Source organism: Ancylobacter sp. VNQ12 (assembly GCF_049445835.1).
GTDB lineage: Bacteria > Pseudomonadota > Alphaproteobacteria > Rhizobiales > Xanthobacteraceae > Ancylobacter.
The window spans coordinates 197559-212455 of sequence record NZ_JBMSDU010000005.1 but is presented as its reverse complement, the minus strand read 5'-3'; the positions used below and the strand labels follow the sequence as shown (position 1 = coordinate 212455).

Below are 14897 nucleotides of genomic sequence, written 5' to 3'. Positions count from 1 at the left end.
AAACCATGTGCCTCGGCATTCCCGGCCGCATCGTCGCCATCGTCGACGAGGACGCGATGCTGGCCACGGTCGACGTCTCCGGCGTGCGCCGGGCCGTCGATGTCGTCTGCGTCGCCACGCCCGGCCGCCCGCTCGCCGATCTCGTCGGCGCGTGGGTGGTGGTGCATGTCGGCTTCGCCATGAGCCTGATCGACGAGGAAGAGGCGGCGGCAACACTGAAGGTGCTCGCCGAGATCGGCGAGGCGGAGGCCGAGATCGAGGCCATCCGCAGCGGCAGCGTCGACTTGCCGTCGTCCGTCATCCCGGCCGCGTCCTGAAGGGGAGAGGCACGCCATGCGTTACGTCGACGAATTCCGCGATCCCGCCCTCGCCCGCCTCCTGATCCGCGAGATCGAGACCATCGCCGCCCGCATGGAGCGCGGGCGCGACCGCCCCTTCGCGGTCATGGAGGTCTGCGGCGGGCACACGCACGCCATTTTCCGCTACGGGCTCGAAGGGCTGCTGCCGGACATCATCGAGTTCGTGCACGGCCCCGGCTGCCCGGTCTGCGTCCTGCCGATGGGGCGCGTCGACGACTGCGTCGCCATTGCCGAGCGGCCGGAGGTGATCTTCGCCACCTTCGGCGACGCCATCCGCGTGCCGGGCTCGCGCAAGAGCCTGCTCACCGCCAAGGCCGAGGGGGCGGATGTGCGCACGGTCTATTCCCCGCTCGACGCGCTGGCGCTGGCGTGCCGCAACCCCGACCGCGAGGTGGTGTTCTTCGGCCTCGGCTTCGAGACCACCATGCCCTCGACCGCGCTCACCATACAGCGCGCTGCCCGTGAGGGCGTGGGGAATTTCTCGATCTTCTGCAACCACATCACCATCATCCCGACCTTGCGGGCGCTGCTGGAGACGCAGGATCTCGGCATAGACGGCTTCATCGGGCCGGGCCATGTGTCGATGGTGATCGGCACCGAGCCCTACCGCTTCATCGCCGAGGAGTTCGGCAAGCCCATGGTGGTCTCCGGCTTCGAGCCGATCGACCTGCTGCAATCGCTGCTCATGGTGCTGCGCCAGCTCGACAGCGGCGTGGCGACGATCGAGAACCAGTATGCGCGCGTGGTGCCGGATGCGGGCAACCCGGCGGCGATGGCGGCGGTCGCCGAGGTCTATGAGCCGCGCGAGACCTTCGAATGGCGCGGGCTCGGCTCCATCGCGCATTCCGGCGTCCGCCTGCGCGAACCCTATGCGCGCTTCGACGCGGAGCGGCGCTTCGCCATGCCGGAGATTCAGGTCGCCGATCCCGCAGCCTGCCGCTGCGGCGAGGTGCTGACCGGCAAGCTCAAGCCCTGGGGATGCCCGATGTTCGGCACCGCCTGCACGCCGGAAACCCCGCTCGGCGCGCTGATGGTGTCCTCCGAAGGCTCCTGCGCCGCCTATTACCAATATGGCGGCATACGCCAGTCCCACCTCGAAGGTGCCGCATGAACCCGCATCTGCGCCCGCCGCGCCGCGCGCTTCCCGCCACCGTCACGCTTGCGCATGGCGGCGGCGGCAGCGCGATGCGCGACCTGATCGAGGAGGTCTTCATCGCCGCCTTCGCCGGTTCCGATGCACCGCTGGAGGACCAGGCCCGCTTCGATCTGGCGGCGCTGGCGGCGGTCGGCGACCGGCTCGCCTTCACCACCGACAGTTTCGTCGTCGACCCGCTGTTCTTTCCCGGCGGCGACATCGGCAAGCTGGCGGTGTGCGGCACGATCAACGATATCGCCGTCGGCGGCGCCCGCCCGGTGGCGCTCTCCTGCGCCATCATCGTCGAGGAGGGATTGCCGGTCGAGACGCTGCGGCGCGTGGCGGGCTCCATGGCGGCGACCGCGCGGGCGGCCGGCGTGCCGATCGTCACCGGCGACACCAAGGTCGTGGCGCGTGGCGCCTGCGACAAGCTCTTCATCACCACGACCGGCATCGGCGTGGTGCGCGCCGGCGCGGACATCGGCATCGGCCGGGCTCGGCCCGGCGATGTCGTGCTGGTGAACGGCCTCCTCGGCGACCATGGCGCGGCCATTCTCGACGCGCGCGGCGACCTTGCGCTGGAAAGCGCCATTGAGAGCGACTGCGCACCCTTGCACGGCCTCGTCGGCGCACTGCTCGACGCCGCGCCAGGCACCCGCAGCCTGCGCGACGCCACGCGCGGGGGCGTGGCGTCCGTGCTCAACGAACTGGCGGAGGCGAGCGGCGTCGGCGTGCGGCTGCGCGAACTGGACCTGCCGGTGCGACCGGAGGTCGTCGGCTTCTGCGAGATCCTCGGGCTCGATCCGCTCTATCTCGCCAATGAGGGCAAGCTCGTCGCCATCGTCCCGCCGGAGCAGGCCGAGGCGGCGCTCGCCGCCCTGCGCGCGCACCCGCTGGGCCGCGAGGCGCAGGCCATCGGCCGGGTGGTCGAAACGCGGCCGGGACGGGTGGTGATGGAGACCCGCTTCGGCGGGGAGCGCATCGTCGACATGCTGGTCGGCGACCAGCTGCCGCGCATCTGCTGATGCGCCTCAGCGGGGCTCGCTAGAACCCGCTTTTCACCCGCAGATGCGTGTGTTCGTGCGGCGCGCCCTGGTTGTGCACATGGTGCGAGCTATCCTCGGCGACCGGGATGAGGCTGAGCGCGCCGTGCATCACGCCGCGTTCGAGAAACAGCGCTTCCGCATAGGCGCTGATGTCGCCGACCCGGCCGCGCATCACCGTCACATCGATCGATGTCGAGTGGTCGAGGGGGACGGAAAGGGCGGCGACGGTCTGGTCGTGCCGGTCGAGCCGGCCCTGCGGCACGCGCGCGGCGAGGTTGCGCACCGACTGGTCGATGGCGCAGCTGACGACGCCGAAACAGGAGGCCAGCGCCGGTCCGCCCGGCCGCGTGGACAGGCCGCGCCGCACCAGATCGCGAATGGCTTCCGAGCGGCTCGTCGCCCCGCTCGCCTCGATGTGGGCATCGAGTTCCGCCGCCAGATCGTCGTCGATGGCAATCGTGATCCGCTGCATGGAAACTCCCCGCCAGTGGCACTGGAAGCTAGGTTATCACGTTGATTTCTTCAAGAAATTCTCGGATTCGACGCATCCCGCCCCTTGCCGGCTGACCTCGTCTCTGAGTATGATTTTTGTAATACTAATTCATACACAAGAGTTCCGCATGCCCGTGATCCCCCATGCCGGTCGTGTCGCCTTCGCCGCCCTGGCGGGGATCGTTCTGGCGGCGCCGGCTTTGGCGCATTTTCAGGAGATCATCCCCTCCGCCGACGTGCTGCCGGAGGGCGGCAAGGTGACGGTCGACCTCGTCTTCACCCATCCCATGGAAGGCGGGCCGGTGATGGCGATGAAGAAGCCGGCGAGGGTCGGCGTACGCGTCGGCGGCAAGACGACCGAGCTGATGGACCGGCTCACCGAGACCCCGGTCGACGGCAAGGCCGCCTGGTCCTTCGCCTACGACCTGAAGGAGCCCGGCGCGGCGATCTTTTATGTCGAGCCGCAGCCTTATTGGGAACCTTCCGAGGGCAAATACATCGTCCACTACGCCAAGGTGATCGTCGACGGCTATGCCTCGGGCGAAGGTTGGGACGATCTGGTCGGCCTGCCGGTGGAAATCCAGCCCCTCACCCGGCCGACCGGATTGTGGACCGGCAACGTCTTCTCCGGCGTCGTGCTGAAGGACGGCAAGCCGGCACCCTTCGCCGAAGTGGAGGTCGAGTTCGTCAATGACGGCACGGTGAAGCCGCCGAACGACGCCTTCGTGACGCAGGTCCTCAAGGCCGACGCCAACGGCACCTTCACCTATGCCATGCCGCGCGCCGGCTGGTGGGGCTTCGCCGCGCTGCTGGAAGGCGACAAACCGATGACCTCGCCCGAGGGCAAGCAGGTGCCGGTCGAGGATGGCGCGCTGATCTGGGTGAAGGCCACCGACATGGGCGGTAAATAGCCCGCATGGCGCATATCCCCGACGGCATCCTCTCCGCTCCCGTGCTCATCGCCGGCGGCATCGTCGCGGCGGGAGGCGTCGCGCTGGAGCTGCGCCGGCTCGACGACCGGATGATCCCGCGCACCGCCATACTGGCGGCGGCGTTGTTCGCCGGCTCGCTGATCGCGGTGCCGGTCGGGCCATCCAGCGTACACCTGCTGCTGGCGGGGCTGATGGGGATCATGCTCGGGCCCGCCACCTTCCTCGCCGTGCTGGTCGCGCTGCTGTTGCAAGCGCTGCTGTTCGGCTTCGGCGGCCTGACCACGCTCGGGGTCAACACGGTGAACATCGCCCTGCCCGGCGTGCTGTTCGGCATGGCGCTGGGGCCGGTGATCCGCAGCACGACCCGACCCTCGGTGCGCATGGCGGCGAGCGCGCTGGTCGGGGCGCTGGCGGTGCTGGGAACGGGAGGGCTCGTCGCCCTGTCGCTCTGGCTGTCCTCGACCGACTACACCCCGGTGGCGAGCGTGGTGATCGCCACCTATCTGCCGCTGGCGCTGGGCGAAGCCTTCGTAACCGCCGCCATCGTCGCCTTCCTCGCCCGCGTGCAACCCGATGCGCTGAGGCCCGTCGCCCCATGATCCGGCTGCTGCTTCCCCTCCTGCTGGCTCTGGCCCTTGCGGGGCCGGCGCAGGCGCACAGATTGAAGGTCTTCGCGACGGTGGAGGGCATGGAGGCGAAGGGCTACGCCTTCTTCATCGGCGGCGGGCGGGCCGAACAGACCCCTTGGGTTGCCAAGGACGCCGCCGGCAGCCGGATCGCGGAAGGGACGACCGATGGCGAGGGCCGCTTTGCCTTCCCCGTCTCCCCGCCGCCGACTTCGGACATCACCGTCACCGTCGACACGCGCGAGGGGCATATCGCCTCCGCGACCCTGCCCGCCGCGCGCTTCGGAGGCGTGGTGACGGCCACGGCGTCGGCCGCCATCGAGACGCCGGCCGCCCCAGCCGCGACCGACGCGCCGCTCGCCGCCCTGGTCGAGGCAGCGGTGCAGCGGCAGGTCGAACCGCTGATGGAACAGATCGACCGGATGGAATCGCGCCTGCGGTTCACCGACATCACCTCCGGCGTGTTCCTCATCCTTGGCCTTGCCGGCATGGGCCTGTGGGCGAGAGGACGGCGCAGATGACGGCGCCGCCGGACCTGCGTCTGCGGATCGTCGCCGCCTTCGTCGCGATCGCCTGCCTGTCGCAGGTGAGGTCGCTGCCGGTCGCAGCCGGCGCCCTCGCGGCGGTCGGCCTGTCCGTCGCGTGGAGCCGGCCGCAGGGGCGACTGTGGCACCGCCTGCTGCATGTCGAGGGCTTCCTGCTGCTGTTGTTCCTGACGCTTCCCTTCACCATGGCCGGGCAGCCGCTGTTCACGCTCGGCCCACTCACGGCCAGCGTCGAGGGTGTCGCGCGCGCGGCGCTGATCGCCTGCAAGGTCTCGGCCTCGGTGCTGATCCTGACCGCGTTGCTCGGCGCCATCGAGCCGGCGCAGCTGGGCGGCGCCCTGCGGGGCCTTTATGTGCCGGAGCCGCTGGTCCGGCTTTTCGTGCTCACGGCGCGCTATGTGTCGCTGATCCGCGACGAGGCCCGGCGCCTGCACGAGGCGATGCGCCTGCGCGCCTTCCGTCCGCGCTCGAACCGCCACACCTGGCGCAGCTATGGCAATCTGCTCGGCATGCTGCTGGTGCGCGCGCTCGACCGCGCGCAGCGCGTGGAGGAGGCCATGCGCTGCCGGGGCTATGACGGCCGCTTTCCGCGCCTTGCGCAGCCTTTGCCCGCCATGCGCGACTGGGCGGGCCTCACCGCGGCGCTCGGCTTCGGCCTCGTCGTTCTGCTGGTGGACCGGCTATGAGCGCGCTTGTCGCCCTTGAGGATGTCACGGTCGCCCGTGACGGCGTGACCGTGCTGCACCGGGTGAACCTTGCGCTCGGTGGCGGCGAGCGGCTGGCGATTGTCGGTCCCAACGGGGCGGGCAAGACGACCCTGCTGCGCACCCTGGTCGGGCTGGAACGCGCCAGCGAGGGACAGGTGCGCCTGTTCGGCACGCCGTGTGGCGGCGAGCGCGAGTTCCGCGCGCTGCGCCCACGCATCGGCTTTCTGTTCCAGGACAGCGACGACCAGCTGTTCTGCCCGACCGTGATCGAGGACGTGGCGTTCGGCCCGCTCAATCTCGGCTGCACGCAGGCGGAAGCCTTCCGCCGCGCCGAGGAGGTTTTGGCGATGCTGGGCATCGGTGCGCTCGCCCCGCGCATCAGTCACCGGCTCTCCGGCGGCGAGAAGCGCCTCGTCTGCCTTGCCGGCCTGCTGGCGATGAAGCCGGACGTGCTGCTGCTCGACGAGCCGACCAACGGGGTCGACACCGAGAACGGGCGCCGCCTGCGCGCGGCGCTGCGCGCCTTCCCCGGTGCGATGCTGCTGGTCTCACATGACGATGGCTTCATCGCCGAGCTGGCGACGCGGGCGATGGTGATCGAGGACGGCAGGCTGTTCCCCGCCGCGCTCCACACCCACGCGCACAGCCACACCCATTCGCACCCGCACATTCACGCGACGACGGAACGTTAGGCCGCCGCAGAGCCGTCGACCGTCCACGCTCCGGCCGGCGGCGTCAGCGCGTTTCGACGATGCGGATGAATGCCTCCGCCGCCCGGCGCACCTGTCCGGCGCTCACGTCGAGATGGGTGACGACGCGCATGCGCGTAGCGCTCTCGACGCCGAAGCGGATTCCCTGCTCGCGCAACCGCGCGGCGGCGATCGAGGTGTCGAGCGCACAATGCGACAGGTCGAGGAAGACGATGTTGGTCGCCACCTCGGCGGGAAACACCTCGACGCCGCCGGCGCCATGGACCATTCCCGCGAAGAGCCGCGCATTCTCATGGTCCTCCGCGAGGCGCTGATAATTGTGCTCCAGCGCGTAGAGCCCGGCGGCGGCGATGAAGCCCGCCTGCCGCATCGCCCCGCCCAGGCGGTGCTTCCAGAACAGCGCCTCCTCCATGAAGCCCCCGGAGCCCGCCAGCACGGCACCGACCGGGCAGCCCAGGCCCTTGGAGAGGTCGATCCAGACGCTGTCCAGCCCTCCGGTGTGCGCGGACATCGGCGTGCCGGAGGCGATCGCCGCATTGGGGAGCCGCGCGCCGTCCATGTGCATGGCGAGGCCATGGGCATGGGTCACGGCGGCGACCTCGTCCAGCGTCGCTATCGGCCAGACGCTGCCGCCGCCGCGATTGGCGGTCTGCTCGACGCTGACCAGCCGGCTGCGCGGCGAGCGATGGCGCGGCATGCGGATCGCGGCTTCGACCTCGCTTGCCTGGAACACGCCGTTCGCGGTCGGCAAGGGGCGGAACTGCGCGCCGGCCAGCGCCGACGCCCCCGCCCCTTCCGAGCCGAACACATGCGCGTTGGCGGCGGTGATGATCTCGTCGCCGGGCCGGCAATGCACCAGAAAGGCGATCTGGTTGCACATGGTGCCGGACGGCAGGAACAGCGCGGATTCCATGCCGAGCAGATCGGCGACGCGCGCGTTGAGCTCCAGCACCGTGGGGTCTTCGTCGCGCTGCTCGTCGCCGACGCGGGCATTCACCATCGCCGCCAGCATGGCGGGCGAGGGCTTGGTCGCGGTGTCGGAAACCAGATCGATCTCGATGGGACGGGTCACGCCTTGGCTCCCCGCAGGTGATGTTGCAGCCGGTCCATGAAGCGGTGCACGTCGTCCTCGTTGTTGTAGAAATGCGCGGCGGCGCGCAGATGGCCGTCCTTGCTGGCGACGCGGATGTCCTCCGCCTCCAGCGCGGCCTCCATCCCGTCGGAGCTGACGCCGTCCAGATCGAAACTGACGATGCCGGCGCGCTCACCCCAGGGGCGTGGGGTGCGCACCTTGAGCCCCTGCCTGTCGGCGAGTTCCATCAGCAGATCGGTGAGGTGGTGGATGCGGGCCTCGATGGCATTGAGCCCGATCCCGGCGATGAACTGCGCCGAGCGGCGCTGCACCGCGAGGCCGATGAAGTTCGGATTGCCGTACTCGAAGCGATGCGCGTCGGGCGCGAAGGCCGGCTCGGTTTCGGTGCGGTCGAGGGTGGCGAAGGAGTATTTCGCCGCGAAAGACGGGCGGAAGCGCTCCAGCGCCTCGGGCGCGACATGCATCAGCCCGGCGCCGGTGACGCTCATCTGCGCCTTGTGGCCGCCGGAGGCGACGACATCGGCGCCGAGAGCGTCGATGCGGCGGTCGAGCACGCCGATGGCCTGGATGCCGTCGATCACGAACAGCACGCCCTTGTCGCGGCAGATCTGCGCCAGCGCGTCGACATCCGCGCGCTCGCCGAGACCGTAGCTCACCCAGGCGACGGAGAGGATGCGGGTGCGCGCGTCGATCGCGGCGCGCAGCGCGTCGGTGGTGACGCGGCCATCAGCCCCGCCGGGAACGACGCGCACCTCGACGCCGCGCCGTGTCAGCGGGCGCCACGGGAAGGTGTTGTTCTCGTGCTCGGCCTCGGAGATGACGACGTTGTCGCCCTCCCGCCAGTCGAATCCCTGCGCAACGATGTTGATGGCTTCCGAGGTGTTCTTCACCAGCGCCAGCGTCTGCGGCGCCGCGCCGAAGGTCTCGCCGACGACGGCACGGGTGATCTCCACCTCGTTCATCGAGAAGGCGCGGCGGCCGGTGGCGCGCGAGTCGATGTCGGCGAACCAGTCGGCCGCAGCCTGCGCGGCGCAGCGCGGCAGCAGCGCCTTGCGGGCGATATCGAGATATGTGGTCAGCTCCGTCGCGGGGAATTCCCGGCGCAGCCGCGCCCAATCCGGCGTGCCGTCGGCAAGACGAGGGACGGGAAGCGGGGCCGTGTCGATCGGCGTGGCCGTGTTCTTGTTCATGGCGTCCTACGTGGCGTGGGAAATCTGCCCGATGAAGGCCCTGGCGCGGGCAGTGGTCGGGCTTTCGAAGAAACGTTCCGGCGGCGCGGCCTCGACGATCTCGCCCTGGTCCATGAAGACCACGAGGTCGGCGACCGTGCGGGCAAAGCCCATCTCGTGGGTGACCACGATCATGGACTGGCCGCTGAGCGCCAGCTCCTCCATGACGTCGAGCACCTCATGGACCATCTCCGGGTCGAGCGCCGAGGTCGGTTCGTCGAACAGCATCACTTCCGGCTCCAGCATCAGCGCGCGGGCAATCGCCACGCGCTGGCGCTGGCCACCGGAGAGCTGGGCGGGGAATTTCAGCGTCTGCGAGGTGAGTTGCACCCGCGCGAGCAGGCCGTGGGCGCGCTCGATGGCGCGGTGCTCCGGCTCAAAGCGAGCATAGACCGCGCCAAGCGTCAGGTTCTCCAGCACGGTCAGATGCGGGAACAGGTTGAAATTCTGGAACACCATGCCGGCCTTGCGGCGCACCGCGTTCAGGCTGTCCTGCGTACCGTCGAGCCGGATGCCGCACACCCGGAGGTCGCCCTCGTGGAACGCCTCCAGTCCGTTGATGCAGCGGATCAGCGTCGACTTGCCGGAACCCGAGGGGCCGCACAGTACGATCTTCTCGCCGGCGGCCAGCCCGAGCGACACGTCGCGCAGCGCATGGTGCTCGCCGTACCATTTATTGAGGCCGGACATCTCGACAACCAGTTCACGGGCGACGGTCATGTCGCCCTCCGCACGCGGCGCCGGTTGTCGCGCTCGATGGAACCGCCATAGAGCGACATGGCGGAGCAGATGATGAAATAGAGCAGGAAGACGAACAGATAGCCCTCGGTGCCGTAGCGCACCCAGTTCGGATCCTGCAGCGCCGCCTTGGTGGCGCCGAGCACGTCGAACAGGCCGAGAATGCTGAAGAAGGTGGTGTTCTTGAAGGCCCGGATGATGTCGTTGAACAGCGCCGGCACCACGATGGCGAGAGCCTGCGGCAGGATGATCTTGCGCATGCGCAGCCAGTAGCCGAGGCCGAGCGCCTTGGCCGCCTCGTCCTGGCCTTCCGGCATCGCCTGCAGGCCGCCGCGCACCACTTCCGCCGCATAGGCGGCGAAGAAGACGATCATGCCGATCTCGGCGCGGATCAGCTTGTCGACGGTGAGCTGCGGCGGCAGGAACAGCGGGAGGATGAGCGCGGCGAAGAACAGCAGCGCCAGCAGCGGAATGCCGCGCACGCCCTCGATGGTGGCGACGCACAGCAGGCGCAGCACCTTGAGTTCCGAGCGTCGTCCGATGGCGAGCATAATGGCGAGCGGCAGACCGCCGGCGATGGTGCCGCCGAAGATGATGAACGTGAGCGGCAGCCCGCCCCAATGGTCGGTGCCCACGGGCGCGAGCCCGAGAATGCCGCCGCGCAGCAGCAGGATGGTCGCGACGAACACCGCCGCCCAGCCGGCCAGCCTCGTGCCGACGCCGAGCAGGCGGGTGGCGGAGACCGCGCCCCAGGCCAGCCAGATCGCGATGATGAGGCCGCCGCGCCATTGCTCGTCATAGGGGTAGGCGCCGAACAGGATGACCCGGTACTTCTCGGCGATGACCGCCCAGCAGGCGCCCGTCGCGGTGCGGCAGGCGGCGCCATTGTCCGGCGCGTACCAGACCGCGTCGACCACGCTCCAGCGCAGAATGTGCCACAGCGCCGTGATGACCACCGCCCCGAGCAGGAAGGTGAACAGGCCGGCGAGCGGCGACTGGAACAGATGGGTGCGCAGGAAGGCACGCAGGCCCCGCGCATCCGCTGGCGGCAGGCGCGGCGGGGAGGAGGCCGGAAGCGCGAAGGAGCGCGGCGCGGTGCTCATCTCAGCGCTCCGGTATCTGCACGAGGCGGTTGACGACATTCGCCGCCGCGCCGATGGCCAGGCACAGCACGAGATAGATCACCGCCATGATGCTGAGCACCTCGATGGTGCGCCCGCTATAGGTGAGCGCCGTATTGGAGATGCTGAACAGATCGGGATAGCCGACCGCCACGCCGAGCGAGGAGTTCTTCACCAGGCTGACATATTGCGCCGCCAGCGGCGGGATGATGACCCGCAGCGCCTGCGGCACCATCACCTTGCGATAGAGGTCGGCGCGGCTCAGCCCGATGGCGTTGGCGGCCTCGATCTGCCCGGCATCGACGCTGACCAGCCCGCCGCGCACGATCTCGGCGATGAAGGCGGCGATGTAGAAGGAGAGGCCGAAATAGATGGCGAGGAATTCGGGGGCGAGCGTGGCGCCGCCGACATAGTTGAAGCCGCGCAGTTCCGGCACGCTCCAGCCGAACGGGGCGCCCGATGCAAGCCACGTCGCCAGCGCCGGCAGCAGGAACACGGCGCATTCGATGGCGCGGACGAGTTTCCACGGCCGCCCGGTGCGGCGGCGATGGCGGTCGGCCAGACGCGCGAAGAGCAGCGCCAGCACGGCGCCCAGCGCCAGCATGCCGAGCACGACGAGAAACACTACACCCGCCTCGGGCGCCGGGACGGTCAGGCCGCGATTGGACGCGAAGACGAGGCCGAAGCACGACAAGGACTGGCGCGGGCCCGGCAGCAGCGTGAAGAAGCTGTACCAGAACACGATCTGCACGAGCTGCGGGGTGTTGCGGAAGGCTTCGACATACGCCTTTGCAAGGCCGGCGACCAAGGCGTTGCGCGACAGCCGGGCGAAGCCGAGAGCGACGCCGATGACGGTGGCGGTGATGACGCTGACCAGCGAGAGCATCACCGTATTGCCGACGCCCACCGCCAGCGCGGCGAGATAGGTCGAGCCCGGCGTGAAGACGAAGAACGCCTCGCCGAGCGCGAACTGCGCGGGATCGAGCAGGAAGCCGAGACCGGACGTCATGCCGCGTTCGGCGAGTGCCCGGCGGGCATTGGTCACCAGCCAGACGGCCAGCGCGAGCAGCACGAGGACGAGCAGCGTCTGCCAGACGATGGCCCGCACGCGCGGGTTTCGCCAGGGTGGCACGGCGGGCGCCACCCTCAGGGGAGAAATATGGCTCATCGCATGCGGCTCGCGGCGGTCACAAGGCTCAGAGCGGCGGGGCGTAGATGAGGCCGCCGTCGGTGTACTGGGCGTTGAGCGCGCGCTCCAGCTTCAGGGGTGAGCCCTTGCCGACATTGCGCTCGAACACCTCGCCGTAATTGCCGACCTGCTTGACGACGTTGTAGGCCCAGGCCGGATCGAGCCCGAGCCCCTTGCTGCCGGCATCCTCGACGCCGAGCAGACGGCGCACGATCGGATCGGTGCTGGTGGCCTTCATCTCGTCGACGTTCTTCGAGGTGATGCCGCTCTCTTCCGCCTGGAACAGGGTGAACACCGTCCACTGGACGATGTCGCGCCACTGCGCGTCATCCTGGCGAACCACCGGGCCCATCGGATCCTTGCCGAACAGCTCCGGCAGGATGACGTAGTCGTCGGGGTTCGGCGCCACCGCCGCACGGGTGGAAGACAGGCCCGAGGAAGACTGCACCGCGACATCGCAACGCCCGCCGAAGAAGGCGGTGTTGATCTCCTTCTGGTCGTCGATGACGACGAGCTTCAGCGTGATCTTGAACTTGGTCTGGATGTCGGCGACCACGCGCTCGGAGGTCGAGCCGGGGCGCACGCACACGCTGGCGCCGTCGAGGTCCTTGGCGCTTTTGACGCCGAGCGCCTTCGGCACCATCAGGCCCTGGCCGTCATAGAAGGTGGGCGCGACGAAATCGACGCCGAGATCGGTGTCGCGGGCACGGGTCCAGGTGGTGTTGGCGACGGTGACGTCGACTTCGCCGGTCTGCAGCGCGGTCAGGCGCGTCTGGTTGTTGGTCTTGAGATACTTGACCTTGGTGGCGTCGCCGAAGATGGCGGCGGCCAGTGCCCGGCAGGTATCGACATCGATGCCGTTCCACTCGCCCTTGCTGTCCACCGCGGAGAAGCCGGGCCGGCTGCCATTGACCGCGCAGGTGACGACGCCGTTTTTCTTCACCGTCTCTAGCGTGGTGGCCGCAGCGGTGCCGCACACGGCGGCAAGGGCTCCGAGCGCGACGAGCCCGGTCGCAAGATGCTTCTTCATTCCGTGTTCTCCAAACCTCTGGTGACGCCTTTGGCGGCGTCGTTTTTCTGCGTTGAACGCCGATTGGCGGCCGAGGCGGCTTCGAGCTTGAGCCGCATGTCGAGGCCGCGCTTGAGGTGCGCGCGCATCAGCTTCCTGGCGACGCGCGGGGCGCGCTGCTCGATGGCATCGAGAATCTCGATGTGGTCGGCGAGCGTCGAGTAGAGGTTCTCGTGCGAGAAATAGCGCGGCAGATGGAAGGCCAGCCGGAAGCGCAGCCGCAGCAGGCGAACCGTCTCCATCAACGCCGCATTGGCGCTCGCCAGCATCAGCAGTTCGTGGAATTCGGTGCCGGCATCGTCGATCTCGACGGCGGTGAAGGCAGAGGGGTCCTGCGCCATGCTGCGCATGCGGGTTCCGCAGGCGGCAAGCGCGGGTGTCGGGCCATGGGTGGCGGCCAGCTCGGCGGCGAGCCCCTCCAGCACGTCACGGACGCGATAGATCTCCGCGAGATCGCCGGCCGAGATGCGCCGCACGAAGGTGCCGCGCGCCGGCTTCACCTCGACCACGCCTTCCTGCTCGAGCTGGTGCAGCGCCTCGCGCACCGGCATGCGGCCCATGCCGAGCTGCTCGGCCAGCTTGCGCTCGGACAGCGGCGCGCCGGCCTCCAGCGCCTGCCCGAAGATCAGGTCGACAAGGCGGTGATAGGCGCGTTCGCGCTCGAATTCGAAGGGCATCTTCATACGCACAGTCTGGTTGACCGGTATACCAGTTGCAAGAACAAATGATCGCCACGGACTGCCTTCGGATTGGTCAGTTCCCGCGGCAAGGGCGAAGCGGCGCCACGTCCGGAGGCGGCTGCCCTCCAGGAGAAGGACGTCGAACCCGCCACCAGCTTGCAGGCCGGGATGGCTTGCGGGCATAGTGCAAGGGCTCTCCCAACGCCGGCCCGACGGATTCCGGCGGAACGCCACGGATCCCGTTCCGCGACCAGATTCAGGGCGATCGGCGGGCGTCGATCGCCGATCATGACGATTTCCCACCTCCGGACCGCCTCATGAGCCTCCCGACCCCGAGCCACATGTTCAAGAAGGGCAATTGCCGGACGGTCATCCGCGAGCAGAGGTCGTGGGCGGACGTCCGCGCCGATCTCGTGAAACGCACCGGCCTGGAGAAAGAGGAGACCGCACTCGCGACTGAGAGCCATCTCATCCTCCTCAATCTCCAGGGCAACGCCGAGCGCGGCGAGTATTTCCTTGATGGTCGACGCGCCGGCTTCATGAGACGCAGGCCGGGAGCCGTGCTTTTCGTTCCCGCCGGCTGCCATTGGTCGGGTTGGGAGGAAGGCGCGTCGACGGCAGCCTATCTTTCCATAGCGATCTCCAGCCAGTTCGTGGACAGGCTGGGCCGGGGAATGTCCCCCCATCCCAGGCCTCATCTCTCGCCCGATCTCGGTTTCTGCGACCCCATCATCATGCAGGCGGCGCGCGGGATCGGGGCGGAAATCGGCGAGAAGACCCCGTACGGCTCTCTTCTGGCCGAAAGCTACGCCGCGACCATCGTCGCGCAGCTGTTCCGGCGGATGAACTACATGCCGCGCCCGATCAGAGGCGGGCTTTCTCCAGCGGTCATGAACCGCCTCATCGAGAGGATCGACGCCGAGCTCGCGTCGGAGATATCGCTGTCGTTTCTCGCCGAGCTTGCCGGTGTCAGCGTTCCTCATCTCTGCCGTGCGTTCAAGCAGACGACGGGCATGCCGCCGCACGCCTTCGTTCACCAGCGGCGGCTCGAACGCGCCAGGGAAGATCTTCGGCACACCGCAAAATCGCTGACGGAAATCGCCCTTGCCTGCGGCTTCTCCAGCTCCAGTCATCTCTCCAATGCGTTTCGCAAGGCATTCGGAATGACGCCGGGCAGCTATCGGACGTCATGGCCGATCAAGGCGGACGACTGAATTTCTCGATAA

The 14897-nt window shown here is 68.8% G+C and carries 17 protein-coding genes; 9 read left to right on the top strand and 8 right to left on the bottom strand.

Going from position 1 to position 14897, the window contains the following annotated elements; genetic code table 11:
• Positions 1 to 5 precede the first annotated feature (5 nt).
• Genes hypC through hypE form a run of 3 tightly spaced genes read left to right on the top strand, consistent with a single transcriptional unit; the run spans position 6 to position 2519 of the window.
• Positions 6 to 317, top strand: coding sequence for a HypC/HybG/HupF family hydrogenase formation chaperone (hypC, locus tag ACO2RV_RS10190; protein ID WP_423292477.1), 312 nt, complete (start codon positions 6 to 8; stop codon positions 315 to 317).
• 16 nt (positions 318 to 333) lie between these two features.
• Positions 334 to 1470 carry a hydrogenase formation protein HypD gene (gene hypD / locus ACO2RV_RS10185; RefSeq protein ID WP_423292475.1) on the top strand — a complete coding sequence of 379 codons (1137 nt, stop codon included), beginning with the start codon at positions 334 to 336 and terminating at the stop codon, positions 1468 to 1470.
• Complete coding sequence (gene hypE / locus ACO2RV_RS10180; RefSeq protein WP_423292473.1) at positions 1467 to 2519, top strand: hydrogenase expression/formation protein HypE; 1053 nt, start codon at positions 1467 to 1469, stop codon at positions 2517 to 2519. Before hypD ends, hypE begins: the two co-directional genes overlap by 4 nt.
• 19 nt (positions 2520 to 2538) lie before the next feature.
• On the opposite strand, the gene nikR is transcribed toward hypE, so the two are convergent.
• Positions 2539 to 3012 (bottom strand): nickel-responsive transcriptional regulator NikR, encoded by a 474-nt coding sequence (gene nikR, locus ACO2RV_RS10175; RefSeq protein ID WP_423292471.1) that lies wholly within the window; start codon positions 3010 to 3012, stop codon positions 2539 to 2541.
• Between the two features lie 148 nt (positions 3013 to 3160).
• Between nikR and ACO2RV_RS10170 the strand changes: the two genes are divergently transcribed.
• The 5 genes from ACO2RV_RS10170 to ACO2RV_RS10150 are packed head-to-tail and all read left to right on the top strand — an operon-like array spanning position 3161 to position 6534.
• Complete coding sequence (locus ACO2RV_RS10170; RefSeq protein ID WP_423292469.1) at positions 3161 to 3943, top strand: DUF4198 domain-containing protein; 783 nt, start codon at positions 3161 to 3163, stop codon at positions 3941 to 3943.
• A 5-nt stretch (positions 3944 to 3948) separates the two neighbouring features.
• On the top strand, positions 3949 to 4563 hold the full coding sequence (gene cbiM / locus ACO2RV_RS10165; RefSeq protein ID WP_423292467.1) for a cobalt transporter CbiM: 615 nt from the start codon (positions 3949 to 3951) through the stop codon (positions 4561 to 4563).
• Positions 4560 to 5111 (top strand): cobalamin biosynthesis protein CbiL, encoded by a 552-nt coding sequence (locus ACO2RV_RS10160; RefSeq protein WP_423292465.1) that lies wholly within the window; start codon positions 4560 to 4562, stop codon positions 5109 to 5111. The genes cbiM and ACO2RV_RS10160 overlap by 4 nt, the downstream gene beginning before the upstream one ends.
• Complete coding sequence (cbiQ, locus tag ACO2RV_RS10155) at positions 5108 to 5821, top strand: cobalt ECF transporter T component CbiQ (RefSeq protein WP_423292463.1); 714 nt, start codon at positions 5108 to 5110, stop codon at positions 5819 to 5821. The genes ACO2RV_RS10160 and cbiQ overlap by 4 nt, the downstream gene beginning before the upstream one ends.
• The gene (locus tag ACO2RV_RS10150; protein WP_423292461.1) at positions 5818 to 6534 is read left to right on the top strand and encodes an energy-coupling factor ABC transporter ATP-binding protein; all 717 of its coding nucleotides are present in this window, start codon (positions 5818 to 5820) and stop codon (positions 6532 to 6534) included. Before cbiQ ends, ACO2RV_RS10150 begins: the two co-directional genes overlap by 4 nt.
• A 43-nt stretch (positions 6535 to 6577) precedes the next feature.
• On the opposite strand, the gene ACO2RV_RS10145 is transcribed toward ACO2RV_RS10150, so the two are convergent.
• The 7 genes from ACO2RV_RS10145 to ACO2RV_RS10115 are packed head-to-tail and all read right to left on the bottom strand — an operon-like array spanning position 6578 to position 13674.
• Positions 6578 to 7624: a threonine aldolase family protein gene (locus ACO2RV_RS10145; RefSeq protein WP_423292459.1), complete on the bottom strand. Its 1047-nt coding sequence runs from the start codon at positions 7622 to 7624 to the stop codon at positions 6578 to 6580.
• Positions 7621 to 8835 (bottom strand): aminotransferase class V-fold PLP-dependent enzyme, encoded by a 1215-nt coding sequence (locus ACO2RV_RS10140; protein ID WP_423292457.1) that lies wholly within the window; start codon positions 8833 to 8835, stop codon positions 7621 to 7623. The genes ACO2RV_RS10145 and ACO2RV_RS10140 overlap by 4 nt, the downstream gene beginning before the upstream one ends.
• A 6-nt stretch (positions 8836 to 8841) precedes the next feature.
• The gene (locus ACO2RV_RS10135) at positions 8842 to 9594 is read right to left on the bottom strand and encodes an amino acid ABC transporter ATP-binding protein (RefSeq protein ID WP_423292455.1); all 753 of its coding nucleotides are present in this window, start codon (positions 9592 to 9594) and stop codon (positions 8842 to 8844) included.
• A complete protein-coding gene (locus ACO2RV_RS10130) occupies positions 9591 to 10715 on the bottom strand; it encodes an amino acid ABC transporter permease (RefSeq protein ID WP_423292453.1) in 1125 nt (374 codons plus the stop codon). Before ACO2RV_RS10130 ends, ACO2RV_RS10135 begins: the two co-directional genes overlap by 4 nt.
• Position 10716: 1 nt before the next feature.
• Entirely contained in the window at positions 10717 to 11901 is a 1185-nt protein-coding gene (locus tag ACO2RV_RS10125) for an amino acid ABC transporter permease (protein ID WP_423292451.1), read from the bottom strand.
• A 28-nt stretch (positions 11902 to 11929) separates the two neighbouring features.
• The gene (locus tag ACO2RV_RS10120) at positions 11930 to 12952 is read right to left on the bottom strand and encodes an amino acid ABC transporter substrate-binding protein (RefSeq protein WP_423292449.1); all 1023 of its coding nucleotides are present in this window, start codon (positions 12950 to 12952) and stop codon (positions 11930 to 11932) included.
• A complete protein-coding gene (locus ACO2RV_RS10115) occupies positions 12949 to 13674 on the bottom strand; it encodes a GntR family transcriptional regulator (RefSeq protein ID WP_423292447.1) in 726 nt (241 codons plus the stop codon). Before ACO2RV_RS10115 ends, ACO2RV_RS10120 begins: the two co-directional genes overlap by 4 nt.
• A 338-nt stretch (positions 13675 to 14012) precedes the next feature.
• On the opposite strand from ACO2RV_RS10115, the gene ACO2RV_RS10110 reads away from it, so the two are divergent.
• The gene (locus ACO2RV_RS10110) at positions 14013 to 14885 is read left to right on the top strand and encodes a helix-turn-helix transcriptional regulator (protein WP_423292445.1); all 873 of its coding nucleotides are present in this window, start codon (positions 14013 to 14015) and stop codon (positions 14883 to 14885) included.
• Positions 14886 to 14897: the final 12 nt, after the last annotated feature.